Below are 16604 nucleotides of genomic sequence, written 5' to 3' on the forward strand. Positions count from 1 at the left end.
CCGCAGGTTTAGGGCACATTTGTGTCTGCTCGGCGTAGATCAGGTCAACCGTGTTTGGCGAACCATTCGGCCTGCAACACCAGCAGCGCCATCAGCTCCAGCTGCGGGGTGTCGGGGTCGAGTTCGCGATAGCGCTGATAGACGTTGACGACCACCCGTTCGGCGTCCAGCCAGGCCGCGTACTCGCCGAGGTCGATGGTGTCGGCTGCCTCGACGAACGACAGCCCCTTGCGGTAGCCGGCCTCGGCCTGGTCGGCGACGTGGGTCAGGTAACCCCGCACCGCGCGGATCCCGTCCGGGTCGGTGATGGGCCCGTGCCCGGGCACCACCGTGGGCGCATCCAGCGCGATCATCGCGTCGCAGGCCGCCACCCAGTTGGCGATCGGGCCGGCCCACACGATCGGTGTGCAGCCGATGAACAGCAGATCCCCGCCGAACAACACCCCGGCGTCTGGGATGTGCACGACGGAGTCGGCCGCGGTGTGCGCCGGCCCCAGGTTCAGCAGATGCACCTGCCGGCCGCCGACGTCGATGGTCAGCCGGTCGTCGAAGGTGACATCGGCGTTGCGCAGCCGGATACCGCTGAAGTCGAACGGGCCGAATCGATCACGCGCGTAGCGGGTGGCCACCGGCCCCAGGTCGGCAGCCTGGGTCAGGGCCAGCATCTCCGGGGCCATCCCGTGCGCGATCTCCTCGGCGGTGCCGGCCGCCGCGATGATGCGGACGCCGGGGTCCAGCAGTTGGTTGCCGTGGGTGTGATCACCGTTGGAGTGGGTGATCAGTGCATCGGCAATCGGCGCCGAGTCGGTCACCGCCGCCATCGCCGCCAGCATCTCGCGGGTCAGCGCCAGATCGAACAGGGTGTCGACCAGCAACGAGGTCCCGTTGCCGGCGATCAGGCCGGCGTTGCTCCAGCCGTATCCCCCGTCGGGCAACGTCCACGCCCACACCTTGTCACCGACCTGGTGCAGACCCCGGGTGTACGGAACCTTCGCCGGCGCCGGGTTTGGCTGCCGCACAACGGGTACGGCGTCCGGATTGGGACGGGCCGCCAGCGGATGCGGTGGCGGCACGGCGCGCACCATTTGCCGGGTCTCGCCGAGCCCCTGCACCCGCAGCGTGACCACGTCGCCGTCGTGCAGCCAGCCCGGAAACGCGTCCGGCGCGGTCAGGCTCAGGTGTTCGACCAGCGTGCAGGTGGGCACGGTGCCCGAACCGAACACGTCGCCCGGCGCCAGCGTCACCCCGCGGGAGGCATACGAGATGACCTCCCCGAAGCTCCAGTCCATGGTCGCGGTCGAACCGGTGCCGATCACCGCGTCGTTGACCAGCGCAGTGACATCCAGGCTCAGCCTGCCGTCGCGGCGGTAGGGCTCGAGCTCGTCGGCGGTGACCAGATATGGCCCCAGGGTGACGCCGCTGTCTTTGCCCTTGCCCTGCCCGATCGCCAGTTGGCCCTCGCGGGTCTGCAGGTCGCGCGCGGACCAGTCGTTGAAGATCATGTAGCCGATGATCGCCGCCTCAGCCTCGGCGATCGACAGGTTCGCGCCCGCGACCCCGATCACTGCGGCGATCTCCAATTCGAAGTCCTGCCACGCACTCCCGGGTGCCATCGGCGCATCATCGTAAGGACCCAAAACGGTTGCCGGGCAAGCAAAATAGAAGGCCGGTATCCGATACCAGGTGTCGTTGAGCGTCCGGCCGCCACCGAGCGCGGCCTGGCAGTTGCGCATGTGCTCGAGGAAGCACAGGCTGTCCCGGATAGACGGCGGGCGTGGGATCGGCGCAGCCAGCGCCACGTCGGCCAGTTGGGTCGTCGACGGTGAGCGCAGCGCTTCCTCGCCGGCGCGCCGCAGCCCGTCGGCGCCGCGCCCGATCAGGTCCAGCAGCGCCACGCCCGGCGCCACCGCGTGGATCGATTCGCCGGACAGCACGCCGACCCGGTCACCGTCATCGCCCCGATAGGTCACCCACCGCATGCATCCACCTCAACACACAAAGCAGGCCCGGCCAACCCTCATCTTGACATATACCCCTACCGGGTATAGGTTCAGGGCGTGCGGTGGTCCGAAACGGCTCCGCACCAAAGGAAAAGTAGAGAGGCTGAAGTCAATGGCGAAATACCCGGTAGGAACTCTGCTGAGCTGCAGCCACGAGTGCGGGTGCAGGGCACGTATCGAGGCCGAATGCCACTGCGCGGGCGCGGGCGAGGCGTATCGCTGCACCTGCGGCGCGGACATGGTCGTCGTGGACGACGGCGCGTGATTGCCTGACGAAACTGACTGTGCCGGTCAGCGCGCTGGGGCCTTCCCCGGTGGGGAGCCCCAGCGCGCGTCGGCCGGACCGCAATGATGCATAGTTTCGATTCCCCGATACTGCAATGGTCGCTGGTCGCCGTGTGCCTGGCGGCACTGTTCTGGTCGGGATTTCGACTCCTGGCCCCGGACCGGGACATTCACCGCTGCGATGCCCCCGTGTTGATCCGCGGCTATGTCTGCCGTGACACCGCAGTCGCCCAGGCGGTGATGTTGGCGGTGATGGCGGCGATGTTCGCCTACCCGTCGGTTCCGGCGGCACTGTGGCAGGTGGCCCTGGTCGTTCTCGGTGTCGCGCTGGCGGTGCAGCTGCTGGTGAGCCGCTCCGGCGACCGCGTCGTCAAGGCGTGCTCTCACCTACTCGCGATCACCGCGATGCTGTATGCGACCACGGCGCACACCGCGCATGCGACACACTCGACACACCACATGGCACCACCGGTGTTGACAGTGCTGTTCACAGGGGCTTTCGTGCTGGAGGCCGCGCTGCTGTCCGGTGTTGCGTTGGCGGTGCCGGCGCGCACGCGCCTGGCCGCCGCCGTGGGACCGCACGTGGTCATGGACCTAGCGATGGTGGCGATGCTCTATCCGATCCTCGTCACAGGCTAGGACGGCGACTCGCGTCTTACCTCCGCCGGGTCGGTGTCCGGGCGCAGGCCGCGCCAACTGGGTTGGCGCAGACGACCGTCCGTCGTCCACTCGCTGTAACGTACCTCTGCGACCAGGGTCGGTTCCACGAATGTGGCGCCCCGGGCGTCCAGCCGGGGAAGCTGTCCACAAAACGGGGAATGGTCGGTGCGCAGTCCGGCCAGGGTCGCCTTGAGCCGGGCCAAATCGCGGTCGGTGAATCCGGTGCCGACCCGCCCGACGAACTGCAGGCCGTCAGTGTCGGGGACGCCCATCAGCAGCGATCCGATCCCGCCGCTGCGGCCGCCCTCACCGGCGCGCCAGCCGCCGATCACGACATCCTGGGTGTTCCAGTGCTTGTGTTTGATCCACGTCGTGCTCCGACGGCCCGGCTGATAAACGGAATTGAGTTGCTTGGCGACCACCCCCTCCCAGCGTTGCCGCAGCGAATGCTCCAACGCCTCGGCACCATCTCCGGGCAGCAACGGCGGCACCGCCAACTCGGTGTCGGCGGCCAGGGCTTCCAGGAGTCGGCGCCGGTCCCGGTAGCTGGCCCGGAGCAGCGGTCGCCCGTCGAGGTAGAGCAGGTCGAACGCCCAGAACTCGATGCGGGTGCCACGATTGCGGTTCTGCATCGCCGCAAAGCTCGGCGCCCCGGATTCAGCGAGGGCCACAACCTCGCCGTCGAGTACCGCGTGGTGCGCCGCAAGTTCGGCGCCCAGCGCCTGCACCTGCGGGAACTCCTCGGTCAGGTCGCGTCCGCTGCGGGAGCGTAGCCGCACCGCGCCGTGGTCGGCGTCGACCAGCAACCGATAGCCGTCCCACTTGCCTTCGAACGCCCATTCCGTCGCGCTCAGTGCCGTTACCGGCCCCTCGGTGGCCAGCATCGGCGCCAGCTTGTCGAAGGCGAACACCCGCTGATCCTTCATCCGGTGCGCCAGCCATTGGTCGCCGTCGGTGCGAATCAGCGCATAGCGCCCGGAGATTCGCTGGCCGTGCAGCGTGACGATAACCTCTCCTCTCTCCGCAGAATCATCGAACTTCTCGGTCTCGTAGCTGCCGGAGTCCCAGATGACGACGCGGCCGGCGCCGTACTCCCCCGCCGGGATGGTGCCCTCGAAGCTCGCGTACTCCAGCGGATGATCCTCAGTGCGCACGGCCAGGTGATTGACCGACGCCACCTCGGGCAGGTTCTTCGGCACCGCCCAGCTCACCAGCACGCCGTCGCGTTCCAACCGAAAGTCGTAGTGCAGACGGCGGGCGTGGTGTTCCTGGATCACGAACCGGTCGTCGGCTCCCGAGACGGGTGGTGCGTTCGGTACCGGCTCGGGGGTCCGGGCCACATCGCGCATGCCGCGGTAGGTGCTCAGCCGGTCGCTCGCGGACCCCTCCGCATCCAGCCCGGCCAGCAGATCACCACCGGAGGCGACCCGCTCCAAGACCTCGTCGTAGCGCAGCTGCCGCAGTTCGGGGTCGTCGAGTTCATCCCAGCTGCGCGGCGCAGCGACGGTGGGCTGGTCACGGCCGCGCAGCGAATACGGCGCGACGGTGGTTTTGGCTGCGTTGTTCTGGCTCCAATCCACAAAGACCTTGCCCGCCCGCACGCTGCGGGCCATCGTCGACGTGATGCGTTGCGGCTGTTGCTGTTCCAGTTGCTGTGCGACGCGTTTGGCCAACACCGTGGCACCCTTGCTGCTCACCGGCGTGTCCAGTGGCACGTAGAGGTGCAGACCCTTGCTGCCGCTGGTGAGCGGAAAGGTGCTCAGCCCGATGTCAGTCATCACATCCCGGACGGCGCGCGCCACCTCGGCCAGCTGCGCCAGGGTGACGTCCTCGCCGGGGTCGAGGTCGAACACCAACCGCGTTGCCGGTCCCGGCTTTCCGTCGACGAATCGCCATTGCGGGACATGCACTTCCAGCGCCGCCTGCTGCGCGATCCATGCCAGCGCGGTGTCGTCGTCGAGAATCGGGTAGCTGGTGGTGCCCGACTTGTGCACGATCGAGCCGCGCCGCAGCCAGCGTGGTGCGGAGGAGGCCAGGTTCTTTTCGAAGAACGATGCCTGCCCGACGCCGTTGGGCCAGCGTTTGCGGGTCGCCGGGCGCCCGGCGATGTGCGGCAGCATCACCTCGGCGATGCCGGTGTAGTAGCCGAACACGTCGGCCTTGGTGGTTCCGGTAGCCGGGTAGAGCACCTTGTCGGCGTTGGTCAGCGTCACCCGCGGGCCCGAGGTCTCGCCCGGCGGCCACACCCGTGTCGACTCCACCCGTCCATGTTCCCGCATGCGCGCCGAGCGTCTTGCACTCTGAGAAAATCTCAAACATAGTTGACCGACTACTCGACGTTGAGGGGTCGACGTGCGACGACGTCAGCGGATCGGCCGGTGGCCGTGGGTCGTGGTGTGCGCGGCCACAGCGGCAGCGCTGTGCGCGGTGCCGCGCGCCCACGCCGACGATCCCGACGACGCACTCACTGCGCTGATGATGGGTGGCACGTTCATGCCCACCCCGAGTGGGCGGTGGCAGAACGCGATCGTCACCGACTACATCAATCCCGCCACCGGAGGCCGCTACAACCCGGTGCTGATCGCCACCCCCGAATCCGGTGCCAGCACTTCGGTTCCCACGGGTCTGTCGCACCTGCACGCCGCAATGGCGCAGCAAGGCGCGGGCCAGCCCTACCTGATCGAGGGATATTCGCAGAGCGCCCAGATCGCGGTCGACGAGAAGGTGCTGCTGATGCAGTCCGGGCAGCCGATACCCGATCTGACGTTCTTCCTGCTGGGCTCGGGCAACCGGCCCGACGGCGGATTTCTGGAGCGCTTCGCCGGACTCGTCATCCCCGGGATGCCGGGGTTCGACTTCAACGGCGCCGAGCCGACCGATGCCGGGATGCCCACCATCGACGTCGCGGCCCAGTACGATGCCGTCGCCGACTTCCCGCAGTATCCGATCAACCTGGTCGCCGACCTGAATGCCCTGCTGGGGTTCATCTACACACACGCGGGCTACGGGGACGGTCCGCTGTCCCAACAGGTTCCCGCGTTGTGGCCGGACTCGCAGCCGTTGACCGGCCCGTTCACCGACGAGTACGTGCTGGGCTCGACGGACATCGTCAGACAGGTCACCGGGGACACCACCTTCTATTTCATCCCGACCGACTCGCTGCCGCTGCTGGATCCGCTGCGCAGTCTGGGGGTGCCCGAGTCCTTGCTCAGCATCGTGCAACCCGCGCTGCAAGTGATCGTGGAAGCCGGCTACGACCGATCGGTGCCCTTCGGGGATGCGGTACCGGCGCAACTGATTCCGATCATCGACCCGGTGACCTTCCTCATCGAGTTCACCCGGGCCGTCGTCCAGGGAGCCGACCACGCCTTCGCGCTGTTCGGCGCGCAATTGCCCGGCTACTCCGAACTGGAGGACCTGCTCGATCAGGCGCAAGCCTGGTCCACCGCGGAGATCGGTGCGCCCTACCAGCAGGCGGTGTCCTGGCTCAACGAGACATTCGATCCCTTCACCGCATTCACCACGATCGAGGGCCCGTTCGGCCAGGACATCCAGACGCTGCTGGACCTGACCGGTGTCCAGCCGTACCTGCTCGATCCGCTGCTGGGACTGATCGGCACGCTCGGCGGCCTGGTCACCAGTTGACGTGCCGATGAGACTCGACAACACCACGCTTGGTCGGCTGCCGGTGACCACACCGGGCTATGACCGTCGCCAAGCACGGGTCGGCATAGCCCATTTCGGGGTCGGCGGCTTCCACCGGGCGCATCAGGCGGCCTACCTCGATCAGCTACTGGAACAGGGCCTGGCTCGCGATTGGGGGATCTGCGGGATCGGGGTGCTGCCGGCGGACCGCCGGATGCGCGACGTCCTGCGGGCACAGGACGGCCTGTACCTGCTGATGGTGGCGAACCCGGATGGCAGCCACGACGCGCGGGTGATCGGCTCGATTCTGGATTATCGCTATGCCCCCGACGATGTGGAGGCGGTGATCGGCCTGCTCGCCGCACCCACAACGCGGATCATTTCGCTGACCGTCACCGAGGGCGGCTACCACGACACCGACCGCGGCGAGGTGTCCGTGTTCGAGTTGATCGCCGCGGCGCTGGTCCGCCGGCGCGATCGGGAGATCCCCGCGCCGACGATCGTGTCCTGCGACAACATCGAGCACAACGGCGACATGGCGCGCGGCGCCGTCCTCGCCCGCGCCGCCCGCTATCCGGGGTTGGCCGAGTGGATCGGCGAACACGCCCGGTTTCCGAACTCGATGGTGGACCGGATCACGCCGGCCACCAGCCCCGACGTCGTCGCCTCCGTCGAACACGATTTCGGTGTCGCCGACCGCTGGCCGGTGATCACCGAACCGTTCACCGCCTGGGTACTCGAAGACGACTTCAGTGATGGCAGACCACCCCTGGAAGAGGCCGGGGTGCTGCTGGTCGATGATGTCGGGCCCTACGAGGCGATGAAGTTGCGCCTGCTCAACGCCGGGCACCAGTGCCTGTGCTACTTCGCCCACCTGTGCGGCTACCGGTTCGTGCACGACGCGGCCCGCGATCCGCTGTTCGCCGACTTCCTGCTCAGCTACTTCGATTCGGAGGCCGCCCCGACACTGCCGCCGGTGCCCGGCGTCGATCTCGCGGTCTACCAGCGCACATTGATCGAGAGGTTCGCCAACCCGGGGGTGCGCGACACGATCGGGAGGTTGTGCGCCGACGCCTCCGATCGCATCCCGCGGTGGCTGCTGCCGGTGATCCGTGACAACCTGGCCAGCGGCGGGCCGATCCGGCTGGCGGCGGCCACGGTCGCGGCGTGGGCTCGCTACACCGAGGGCGTCGACGAGCAGGGCCGGCGCATCGACGTCGTCGACCGCCTGGCCGACACACTGGTGCCGATCGCGCGTTCACAGCACCGCCATCCCATCGCGTTCATCGAAAACACCGCGGTGTTCGGTGATCTGGCGCACCAGCCCCGATTCGTCGAGTCCTATCGGTGGGCGCTGGATTCGCTGCATCGGCGCGGGGCGCGCGCCACCCTGCAGGCACTGGCGGCCCCCGGCGCGGCGGCGCGTCGCGAGTAGACCCCGCCCGATGTGGGCATACTTGGTTCTATGCGTTCGATCTGGAAGGGCTCGATCGCCTTCGGGCTGGTCAACGTGCCGGTCAAGGTGTACAGCGCCACCGAGGATCACGACATCAAGTTCCGTCAGGTGCATGCCAAGGACCACGGCCGCATCCGGTATCGGCGGGTCTGTGAGGTGTGCGGTGAGGTCGTCGAATACGCCGACATCGCCCGAGCTTACGAATCCGATGACGGACAGATGGTGGTGATCACCGACGACGACATCGCGAACCTGCCCGAGGAGCGCGGCCACGAGATCGCGGTGCTCGAATTCGTGCCGGCCGGCGACCTGGACCCGATGCTGTATGACCGCAGCTACTTTCTGGAGCCGGATTCTCGGTCGGCGAAATCCTATGTGCTGCTGGCCAAGACACTGGCCGACACCGACCGGGTGGCGATCGTGCATTTCGCGCTGCGCAACAAAACCCGGCTGGCGGCGCTGCGGGTGAAGGATTTCAGCAAGCGCGAGGTGATGGTCGTTCAGACGTTGCTGTGGCCCGATGAGATCCGCGACCCCGATTTCCCGGTGCTGGATCAGAAGGTCGACGTCAAGCCGGCGGAGCTGAAGATGGCCGGACAGGTGGTCGAGTCCATGGCCGACGATTTCGACCCGGACCGCTACCACGACACCTACCAGGAGCAGCTGCGCGAACTGATCGACGCCAAGCTCGAGGGCGGGGAGGCGTTCACCACCGAGGATCAGCCCACCCAGCTCGACGAGACCGAGGACGTCTCGGATTTGCTGGCCAAGCTGGAGGCCAGCGTCAAGTCGCGCCCCAAGAAGGCGTCCAAATCCCCGGCGAAGAAGGCCTCCACCAAATCCCGTCGGAGCTGACCCCCGCCACCGCACGCGACAAACTAGAACGTGTTCCAAAATATCGGTACATAGGTCGCCAATGCTTGCTACGGTGACGCGATGATCTTGGACAGATTTCGACTCGACAACCAAACGGCCGTGGTTACCGGTGCTGGCAGGGGGTTGGGCGCCGCCATTGCGGTGGCGTTCGCCGAAGCCGGAGCGGACGTAGTCATCGCCTCGCGTACCCAATCCGAACTAGAGGCCGTCGCCGAACAGGTCCGTGCCACCGGGCGTCGCGCCCACGTCGTGGTCGCCGACCTGGCCCAGCCCGAGGAGACGGCGAAACTGGCCGCCGCCGCGATCGACGCGTTCGGCAAGCTCGACATCGTCGTCAACAACGTCGGCGGCACGATGCCCAACACGCTGCTGAACACCTCCACGAAAGACCTCAAGGCGGCGTTCACGTTCAACGTCGGCACCGCACATGCGCTGACCACCGCCGCGGTGCCGTTGATGCTGGAGCATTCCGGCGGCGGCGCCATCATCAACATCACCTCGACGATGGGGCGGGTGGCCGGGCGCGGCTTCGCCGCCTACGGCACCGCGAAGGCCGCGCTGGCCCACTACACCCGGTTGTCCGCGCTGGATCTGTGCCCGAAGATCCGGGTCAATGCCATCGCACCGGGATCGATCCTCACCTCGGCGCTGGACGTGGTGGCCTCCAACGATGCACTGCGTGAGCCGATGGAGAAGGTCACGCCGATGCGCCGGCTCGGCGACCCCGCCGATATCGCCGCCGCCGCTGTGTATCTCGCTTCCCCCGCCGGCAGCTACCTGACCGGAAAGACGCTGGAGGTCGACGGCGGCATCACCTTCCCCAACCTCGACCTGCCCGTCCCCGACCTGTGAGGAACTGAAGTCATGGCCATCCGCGTAGCGCAGATCGGGACCGGCAACGTCGGCGCCCACGCACTCAAAGCGCTCATCACCAACCCGGCATTCGAACTGACCGGAGTCTGGGTGTCCTCGCAGGCCAAGGCCGGCAAGGACGCGGCGGAGCTGGCCGGCGTGGACACGCCGACCGGCATCACCGCGACCACCGACCTGCAGCAGGTGCTGGACACCGCCCCGCAGTGCGCGGTCTACACCGCGATGGCCGACAACCGGCTGATGGAAGCGCTGGAGGATTTCCGGCGCATCCTGGCCGCCGGCGTCAACGTCGTCGGCAGCAGCGCGGTGTTCCTGCAGTACCCGTGGCAGGTGCTGCCGCCGGAGCTGCTGACGCCGGTGGAAGAGGCCGCGCTGCAGGGCAGGTCGAGCCTGTTCGTCAACGGCATCGATCCGGGCTTCGCCAACGATCTGCTGCCGCTGGCGTTGGCCGGCACCTGCCAGAGCATCCAGCAGGTGCGCTGCCTCGAGATCGTCGACTACGCCACCTACGACAGCGCCACCGTCATGTTCGACGTGATGGGCTTCGGGAAGCCGGTCGACGACATCCCGATGCTGCTGCAGCCCGGTGTGCTGAGCCTGGCGTGGGGTTCGGTGGTACGCCAGCTCGCGGCCGGCCTGGGCATCGCGCTTGATTCGGTCGAGGAGACCCATGTGCGGGTGCCCGCGCCGGAGGCCTTCGACATCGCGTCGGGCCGCATCCCCAAGGGCGGCGCGGCCGCATTGCGGTTCGAGGTGCGCGGCATGGTCGACGGGAAGGCCGCGGTCGTGCTCGAACACGTCACCCGGCTGCGCGACGACCTGTGCCCGGACTGGCCGCAGCCCGCCCAGCCCGGCGGCTCCTACCGCGTCGAGATCACCGGCGAACCGTCGTACGCGCTGGATCTGTGCCTGTCCAGCCCCAACGGGGACCACAACCACGCCGGGCTGGTGGCCACCGCGATGCGGGTGGTCAACGCGATTCCGGCGGTGGTCGCCGCCGACCCGGGCATCCGAACCACCCTGGACCTACCGCTGGTCACCGGGCGGGGCCTGTATATGCCTGGCTGATCTGGGTTATCCACGCGTGAATGGATTGGCCAGCCGGACCCCCTCGATGACCTGGCCCTTGGTGAGGTCTTCCGTCCACAAAGTGTCGCAACGCAATTCGGCGGCGCTGCGGACGATCATTGCGTCCCAGAAGGAAAGCTGGTGACGGATCGACAAGGTCGCCGCGGCGATGACGTCGTCGGGCAGCGGCGAGTGGACGCGCCACCGTGCCAGGTTCTTCAGCGTGTCGACCGCGGCGTCGGGGCGCATCGGCTTTGCGATTTTGCGCGTCGCGTTGACGTAGAACTCCTGCAGCACCTGCACGCTGAGTGCTCCACGACGTTCGCGCCACAGCCGATCGACGAGCGCACTGGCCGCGTCGTGCCGATCACCGGCCGCCGTGTCGTATGCGTAGAGCAAAACGTTCGTGTCGACGAAATCCACGGTCAGCGCTCGTGAAGCTCGTCGCGGGACCAGGTGATCGGCCCGACCTCCAAGAGGCCCGCGCCCATCTTCTGACGCTCGAGTTCCCATGCCTCGTCGTAATCGCGCACCTCGCCGACCAACTGTTCAAGTAGCCGAGCGACCAGACTCGATACGGACATATCACGTTGCGCCGCCAGCACCTTCGCGCGACGCACCAACTCCTCGGGCATCGAAAGGGTGATGTTCTTCGTCGCCACAGTGATTCAGTGTAGCACTGAATCACAGCGTCGAGGCCACAGAAGTTGTACGCCGAACTCGCCCGGCCGCGGCAATGGCGACTGTTTCGGTTACCCTGACTTTCTTATTCGTTGTCCCGGAGAGAAAGCGGGTTCGTTGGCCCAAGACATCCAGACTCCGCTGAAACCGGGGTGGGCCCTGCTCGGCCCGGCGTTCGTCGCCGCCATCGCCTACGTCGACCCGGGCAACGTCGCCGCCAACGTCAGCGCCGGGGCGAAGTTCGGGTTCCTGCTGGTGTGGGTCATCGTCGGCGCCAACGTGATGGCCGGGCTGGTGCAGTATCTGTCGGCCAAGCTCGGGCTGGTGACCGGGCGCTCATTACCGGAGGTCATCGGCGCCCACAGCCGCACCCCGACCCGGATCGCATACTGGCTGCAGGCCGAATTGGTGGCGATGGCAACCGATCTGGCCGAAGTGGTCGGCGGCGCGATCGCCTTGCACCTGATCTTCCGGCTGCCACTGGTGCTCGGCGGCGTCATCACCGGCGTGGTGTCGATGGCACTGCTGGTGGTCGGTGACCGGCGTGGACCGCGGATGTTCGAGCAGGTGACCAGCGGGCTGCTGATGATCATCGCGATCGGATTCCTGGCCAGCCTGGTGGTCGCCCCGCCGGCACCCGCCGATGTCGCCGCCGGCCTGCTGCCCCGCTTCGACGGCGCCGAAAGTGTGCTGCTGGCGACGGCGATCCTGGGCGCGACGGTCATGCCGCACGCGGTGTACCTGCACTCCGGGCTGGCCCGCGATCGGCACGGCCAACCCCAGCCCGGCCCGGCGCGGCGACGACTACTGCGGGTCACCCGGTGGGACGTCGGGTTGGCGATGCTGGTGGCCGGCGCGGTGAACCTGGCCATGCTGGTGGTGGCCGCGACAAACCTGCGCGGCCGCGACACCGCCGGTTCCATCGAGGGTGCGCATGCCGCGGTCGGCGATACCCTCGGCTCGACGGTCGCGCTGTTCTTCGCGATCGGGCTGTTGGCGTCCGGGCTGGCGTCGACCTCGGTGGGCGCCTACGCCGGGGCGATGATCATGCAGGGCCTGCTGCGGGTGTCGGTGCCGCTGCTGTGGCGCCGGATCTTCACCCTGATCCCCGCGCTGGTGATCCTGGCGGCCGGGGTGGATCCCAGCCGCGCCCTGGTGCTGTCGCAAGTGGTGCTGTCGTTCGGCATCCCGTTCGCCCTGATCCCGCTGATCCGGCTGACCGGCGACCGCGCCCTGATGGGTGCCGACACCAACCACCGCGTGACCGCGGCACTGGGCTGGATGATCACCGCGGTGGTTAGTCTGCTGAACGTGGTGTTGATCTGGCTGACGCTGGGCTAAGTGCCGGCGGTGCGGCATGCCTACTTCGCGTACGGGTCCAACCTGTGCGCGCAGCAGATGGCGCGCCGTTGCCCCGATGCGGCCGACCCGCGCCCGGCGACCCTGGCCGACCACGACTGGCTGATCAACCAGCGTGGCGTCGCCACCGTCGAGCCGTTCCCCGGATCCCGCGTACACGGGGTGCTGTGGCGGGTGTCCGATCATGACCTGGTGGCGTTGGACAGCGCCGAAGGCGTCCCGGTGCGCTACCGCCGAGACCAACTGACGGTGCACACCGCCGAGGGTCCGTCGCCGGCATGGGTCTACATCGACCACCGGGTAGTGCCGGGTGCACCGCGGAGCGGCTACCTGGAACGCATCATCGGCGGCGCCATCCAACACCAGCTCCCCCAGACCTGGATCGAGTTTTTGCGCCGATGGGATCCGGTTCACTGGCCGCTACACATGCCACCCGCGAAAGACGCGGTGCCGAAATCGCTTTCGGAACTGTTGCGCCAACCCGGCGTCGTCGAACACAGCACGCTGGGATCCCGGTTCGGCTTCCTGGCCATTCACGGCGGCGGCCTGGAGCAGATGACCGACGTGATCGCCGAACGTGCCGCCGAAATCGCCGGGGCGTCGGTCTATCTGGTGCGCCATCCGGACGGGTACGTCCAGCACCTGCCGTCGGCGCGGTATTTTCCGGAGGAGTCGGTGCGGCTGGCCGAGTTTCTCGACCACGTCGACGTGGTGGTGTCGCTGCACGGGTACGGGCGGATCGACCGCAGCACCCAGCTGTTGGCCGGCGGTGGCAACCGTGCGCTGGCCGCGCACCTCGCGCGCTGCGTTGAGGTGCCCGGCTACCAGGTGATCACCGATCTTGACGCGATCCCGGCGGAGCTGCGGGGTCTGCACCCGGACAATCCGGTCAACCGGCCGCGCGGTGGTGGGGCGCAGCTGGAATTGTCGCCGCGGGTCCGCGGCATCAGCCCCCGCAGCCAGCCGCCCGGCGACGACGGCCTGTCACCGGCCACATCGGCGTTGGTGGGCGGCCTGGCGACCGCAGCTCGATCCTGGCAGCCCGAGCCTTAGGAGGCAGTAGTGCATTCGCCGGATTTTCGTCCGTTCCGTTTCGGAGTGGGTCTGCATGCGGTCAGGTCGGCGGCCGTGCTGCGTCAGACCGCGCAGCGACTGGAAGGATTCGGGTTCGACGTGCTCAACGTGCCCGATCATCTGGGTGCGCCGGCCCCGTTCCCCGCCCTGGTCGCGGCCGCGGCCGCCACCACGACGATGCGGCTGGGAACCTACGTGCTCAACGCCTGTTTTTATAAGCCGGCGTTGCTGGCCCGCGACATCGCCGAGGTGGACCTGCTGTCCGAGGGCCGGTTGGAGGTCGGTCTGGGCGCGGGCTACGTGCGCGAGGAGTTCGACGCCGCCGAGTTACCGTTCCCCAGCGCCGCCCGCCGCATCGACTACCTGCAACATGTGACGGCTCATGTGGCAACGCACCTGCCCGCGGTGCCGATCCTGATCGCCGGTAACGGCGACCGGCTGCTCACGGTGGCGGCCCGCCACGCCGACATCGTCGGGTTCACCGGGGCACGGGTGGTCGGTGCGGAAGACCCGCTGGCCGAACGCATCGCCTTCGTTCGCGCCGCGGCCGGCGACCGCTTCGAGGCGCTCGAGCTGAATCTGGCCATCACCGCGGTGCCGGCCGACGACTCCGGGATGCCCGACCTGACGCTGACCCGCCGGTTCGCGCCGACGCTGTCCGACGAGGAATTGCTGGCCATGCCCGCGGTGCTGTCCGGCTCACCGCGTGACATGGCCGATACGTTGCGCGAGTACCGGCAGCGCTATGGGTTGAGTTATTTCACCGTTCAGCACAATCACGCCGAGGCATTCGCCGCGGTCATCGCCGAGCTGCGCTGAGCGGGCTTTGCGGCTTTGCGCGCCAGCGGCTTTCAGACCGGTGACAGCGGTAGGCGAAGCGCACCCGGGGCGGTGTCCGGCACCGTCGGGTGCGCGGGCTGCACAGCACGGACGCGTTGGTAGGGCGCTCCCAGGGGCGGGCGCGGATCGGGTTCGCCGTTGTTGGGCCAAAACGCCATGGCCCGTTCGGCTTGCGCGGTGATGGTGAAGGAGGGGTTGACACCGAGGTTGGCGGTGATCGCCGAGCCGTCGACGACGTGCAGCCCGGGATGCCCGTATAGCCGCTGATAGGGGTCGATGACTCCGCTCTGCGGGGACTGCCCGATCGGGCAGCCGCCGATGAAGTGCGCGGTCAACGGGATGTTGAGCGCATCAAGATAGGTGCCGCCGGCGAACCCGCCGACCTTGTCCGCCATCCGCCTCGCGACGTCGTGGGCCACCGGGATCCAGTCCGGATTGGGTTCACCGACACCCTGTTTGGCGGTCATCCGGGTGCCGAACAGGCCACGTTTGCGATAGGTGGTCAGTGAGTTGTCCAGCGACTGCATCACCAGCACGATGATCGAATGCTCGGAGGCGTGGCGCGGGAACAAACTACGCAACAGCAGACCCGGATGCCGCACGATGGTCAGCACCAGCCGAGCGAAACGCCATGGCCCGCCGTCGATCAGGTGGGTCCCCATCATGGACAAGAAGTTGGATCCCTTGCCGTAGCGACACACCTCGACGTGGGTGTTGGCCTCCGGGTGGATCGACGAGGTGATCGCCACGCCCTGGGCGAAGTCGTCACGGTCGGGGGCCAACACCACCGGCACCTCTTCGGAATTGGTGCGGGTCAACTCACCCAGCCGCGGCGAGAGGTGGGGCAACGACCCGGTGTCGCGCAGCTTGTGCAACAGCCGCTGAGTGCCCAGTGATGCGGCGGCGAACACCACCTGACCCGCCGTGAGATCCCGCCTGTGCTTTCGTATCCACCGTCCGGTGCGCACCGTGCTGACCACATAGCCGTCGCGCTGCGGCCGCACATCGGTGACCATGGTCAGCGGATGGATCTGTGCGCCGGCGTGCTCGGCGAGATACAGGTAGTTGGTCTCGGTGGTGTTCTTGGCGTTGTTCGGACAGCCGGTGAAGCACTGCGCGCAGCCGATGCAGCCGGTGCGTGCCGGTCCGGCGCCGCCGAAGTACGGATCCTCGACAGTTTTGCCGGGCTCGTCGCCGAAGAACACGCCGACGTTGGTGGGGTGGTACGTGTCGTCGACCCCCAGGTCGCGCGCCACGGCCAACAACACCTCGTCGGCCGGGGTGGTGTGCGGGGTCGCTGTCACGCCCAGCATTCGTCGTGCCTGGTCGTAATAGGGCCCGAGTTCGGATTTCCAGTCGGTGATGGCCGCCCACTGCGGATCGGTGTAGAACCGTTCCAACGGCTCATAGAGGGTGTTGCCGTAGATCAGCGAGCCGCCGCCGACCCCGACCGCGCTGGCGATGAACGTCTTGCCCAGCACCGTCAACCGTTGCGGCCCAAAGCAGCCCAACCGCGGCGCCCACATCGATTTACGGACGTGCCAGTTGTTGGGTGGGAAGTCGGCGGGCGCCCACCGCCGGCCCATGTCCAGCACCGCTACCCGATAGCCCTTTTCGACCAGGCGCAGCGCCGCGACACTGCCGCCGAAACCCGAACCGATCACCACGACGTCGTAGTCGAATTTCATCATTGACGTCCTCACTTGGCGCCGGGATTGCGTCGACGTCGCGATGTTACCGCAGGGTCGGCGTGGTGAGGACGGCTGCGATCGGCTGCGCCCTTCTGG

At 67.7% G+C, this 16604-nt stretch carries 15 protein-coding genes; 10 read left to right on the forward strand and 5 right to left on the reverse strand.

The annotated features are described in order from the left end of the window. Positions 1-44 precede the first annotated feature (44 nt). The gene (locus AC5Y36_RS00005) at positions 45-1979 is read right to left on the reverse strand and encodes a fumarylacetoacetate hydrolase family protein (protein ID WP_500038820.1); all 1935 of its coding nucleotides are present in this window, start codon (positions 1977-1979) and stop codon (positions 45-47) included. Between the two features lie 124 nt (positions 1980-2103). Between AC5Y36_RS00005 and AC5Y36_RS00010 the strand changes: the two genes are divergently transcribed. After that, entirely contained in the window at positions 2104-2265 is a 162-nt protein-coding gene (locus AC5Y36_RS00010; RefSeq protein WP_500039105.1) for a copper-binding metallothionein MymT, read from the forward strand. 86 nt (positions 2266-2351) lie between these two features. Then, positions 2352-2924, forward strand: a complete 573-nt coding sequence (locus tag AC5Y36_RS00015; protein WP_500038821.1) for a DUF5134 domain-containing protein — start codon at positions 2352-2354, stop codon at positions 2922-2924. Here the strand turns inward: AC5Y36_RS00015 and AC5Y36_RS00020 are convergent. Then, positions 2921-5224 (reverse strand): ATP-dependent DNA ligase, encoded by a 2304-nt coding sequence (locus AC5Y36_RS00020; RefSeq protein ID WP_500038822.1) that lies wholly within the window; start codon positions 5222-5224, stop codon positions 2921-2923. The genes AC5Y36_RS00015 and AC5Y36_RS00020 overlap by 4 nt on opposite strands. Before the next feature lie 73 nt (positions 5225-5297). Between AC5Y36_RS00020 and AC5Y36_RS00025 the strand changes: the two genes are divergently transcribed. The 5 genes from AC5Y36_RS00025 to AC5Y36_RS00045 all read left to right on the forward strand — a co-directional run bounded on the left by AC5Y36_RS00025 (position 5298) and on the right by AC5Y36_RS00045 (position 10863). Then, complete coding sequence (locus AC5Y36_RS00025) at positions 5298-6590, forward strand: PE-PPE domain-containing protein (RefSeq protein ID WP_500038823.1); 1293 nt, start codon at positions 5298-5300, stop codon at positions 6588-6590. A 7-nt stretch (positions 6591-6597) separates the two neighbouring features. After that, positions 6598-8025, forward strand: a complete 1428-nt coding sequence (locus AC5Y36_RS00030) for a mannitol dehydrogenase family protein (RefSeq protein ID WP_500038824.1) — start codon at positions 6598-6600, stop codon at positions 8023-8025. A gap of 30 nt (positions 8026-8055) precedes the next feature. Further along, entirely contained in the window at positions 8056-8901 is an 846-nt protein-coding gene (ku, locus tag AC5Y36_RS00035; RefSeq protein ID WP_500038825.1) for a non-homologous end joining protein Ku, read from the forward strand. An 81-nt stretch (positions 8902-8982) separates the two neighbouring features. Beyond that, a complete protein-coding gene (locus AC5Y36_RS00040; RefSeq protein ID WP_500038826.1) occupies positions 8983-9774 on the forward strand; it encodes an SDR family oxidoreductase in 792 nt (263 codons plus the stop codon). Between the two features lie 12 nt (positions 9775-9786). Then, the gene (locus AC5Y36_RS00045) at positions 9787-10863 is read left to right on the forward strand and encodes an NAD(P)H-dependent amine dehydrogenase family protein (protein WP_500038827.1); all 1077 of its coding nucleotides are present in this window, start codon (positions 9787-9789) and stop codon (positions 10861-10863) included. Between the two features lie 6 nt (positions 10864-10869). Here AC5Y36_RS00045 and AC5Y36_RS00050 read toward each other — a convergent pair whose 3' ends face one another. Together AC5Y36_RS00050 and AC5Y36_RS00055 are read right to left on the reverse strand one after the other, a co-directional pair. After that, entirely contained in the window at positions 10870-11286 is a 417-nt protein-coding gene (locus AC5Y36_RS00050) for a PIN domain-containing protein (RefSeq protein ID WP_500038828.1), read from the reverse strand. A gap of 2 nt (positions 11287-11288) precedes the next feature. Then, positions 11289-11525, reverse strand: a complete 237-nt coding sequence (locus AC5Y36_RS00055) for a DUF6364 family protein (protein WP_500038829.1) — start codon at positions 11523-11525, stop codon at positions 11289-11291. A gap of 136 nt (positions 11526-11661) precedes the next feature. On the opposite strand from AC5Y36_RS00055, the gene AC5Y36_RS00060 reads away from it, so the two are divergent. From AC5Y36_RS00060 to AC5Y36_RS00070, 3 genes are read left to right on the forward strand one after another with little or no spacing between them, the layout of a single operon-like run. Next, positions 11662-12885, forward strand: a complete 1224-nt coding sequence (locus AC5Y36_RS00060) for an Nramp family divalent metal transporter (protein WP_500038830.1) — start codon at positions 11662-11664, stop codon at positions 12883-12885. Further along, positions 12886-13956, forward strand: coding sequence for a poly-gamma-glutamate hydrolase family protein (locus AC5Y36_RS00065; RefSeq protein WP_500038831.1), 1071 nt, complete (start codon positions 12886-12888; stop codon positions 13954-13956). It begins immediately after the preceding gene. Between the two features lie 9 nt (positions 13957-13965). After that, positions 13966-14796 carry a TIGR03621 family F420-dependent LLM class oxidoreductase gene (locus AC5Y36_RS00070; RefSeq protein ID WP_500038832.1) on the forward strand — a complete coding sequence of 277 codons (831 nt, stop codon included), beginning with the start codon at positions 13966-13968 and terminating at the stop codon, positions 14794-14796. Positions 14797-14828: 32 nt separating this feature from the next. Here the strand turns inward: AC5Y36_RS00070 and AC5Y36_RS00075 are convergent, their stop codons facing one another. Then, positions 14829-16505: a GMC oxidoreductase gene (locus AC5Y36_RS00075; RefSeq protein WP_500038833.1), complete on the reverse strand. Its 1677-nt coding sequence runs from the start codon at positions 16503-16505 to the stop codon at positions 14829-14831. Positions 16506-16604 lie beyond the last annotated feature (99 nt).

The organism is Mycobacterium sp. NGS50 (assembly GCF_059812545.1).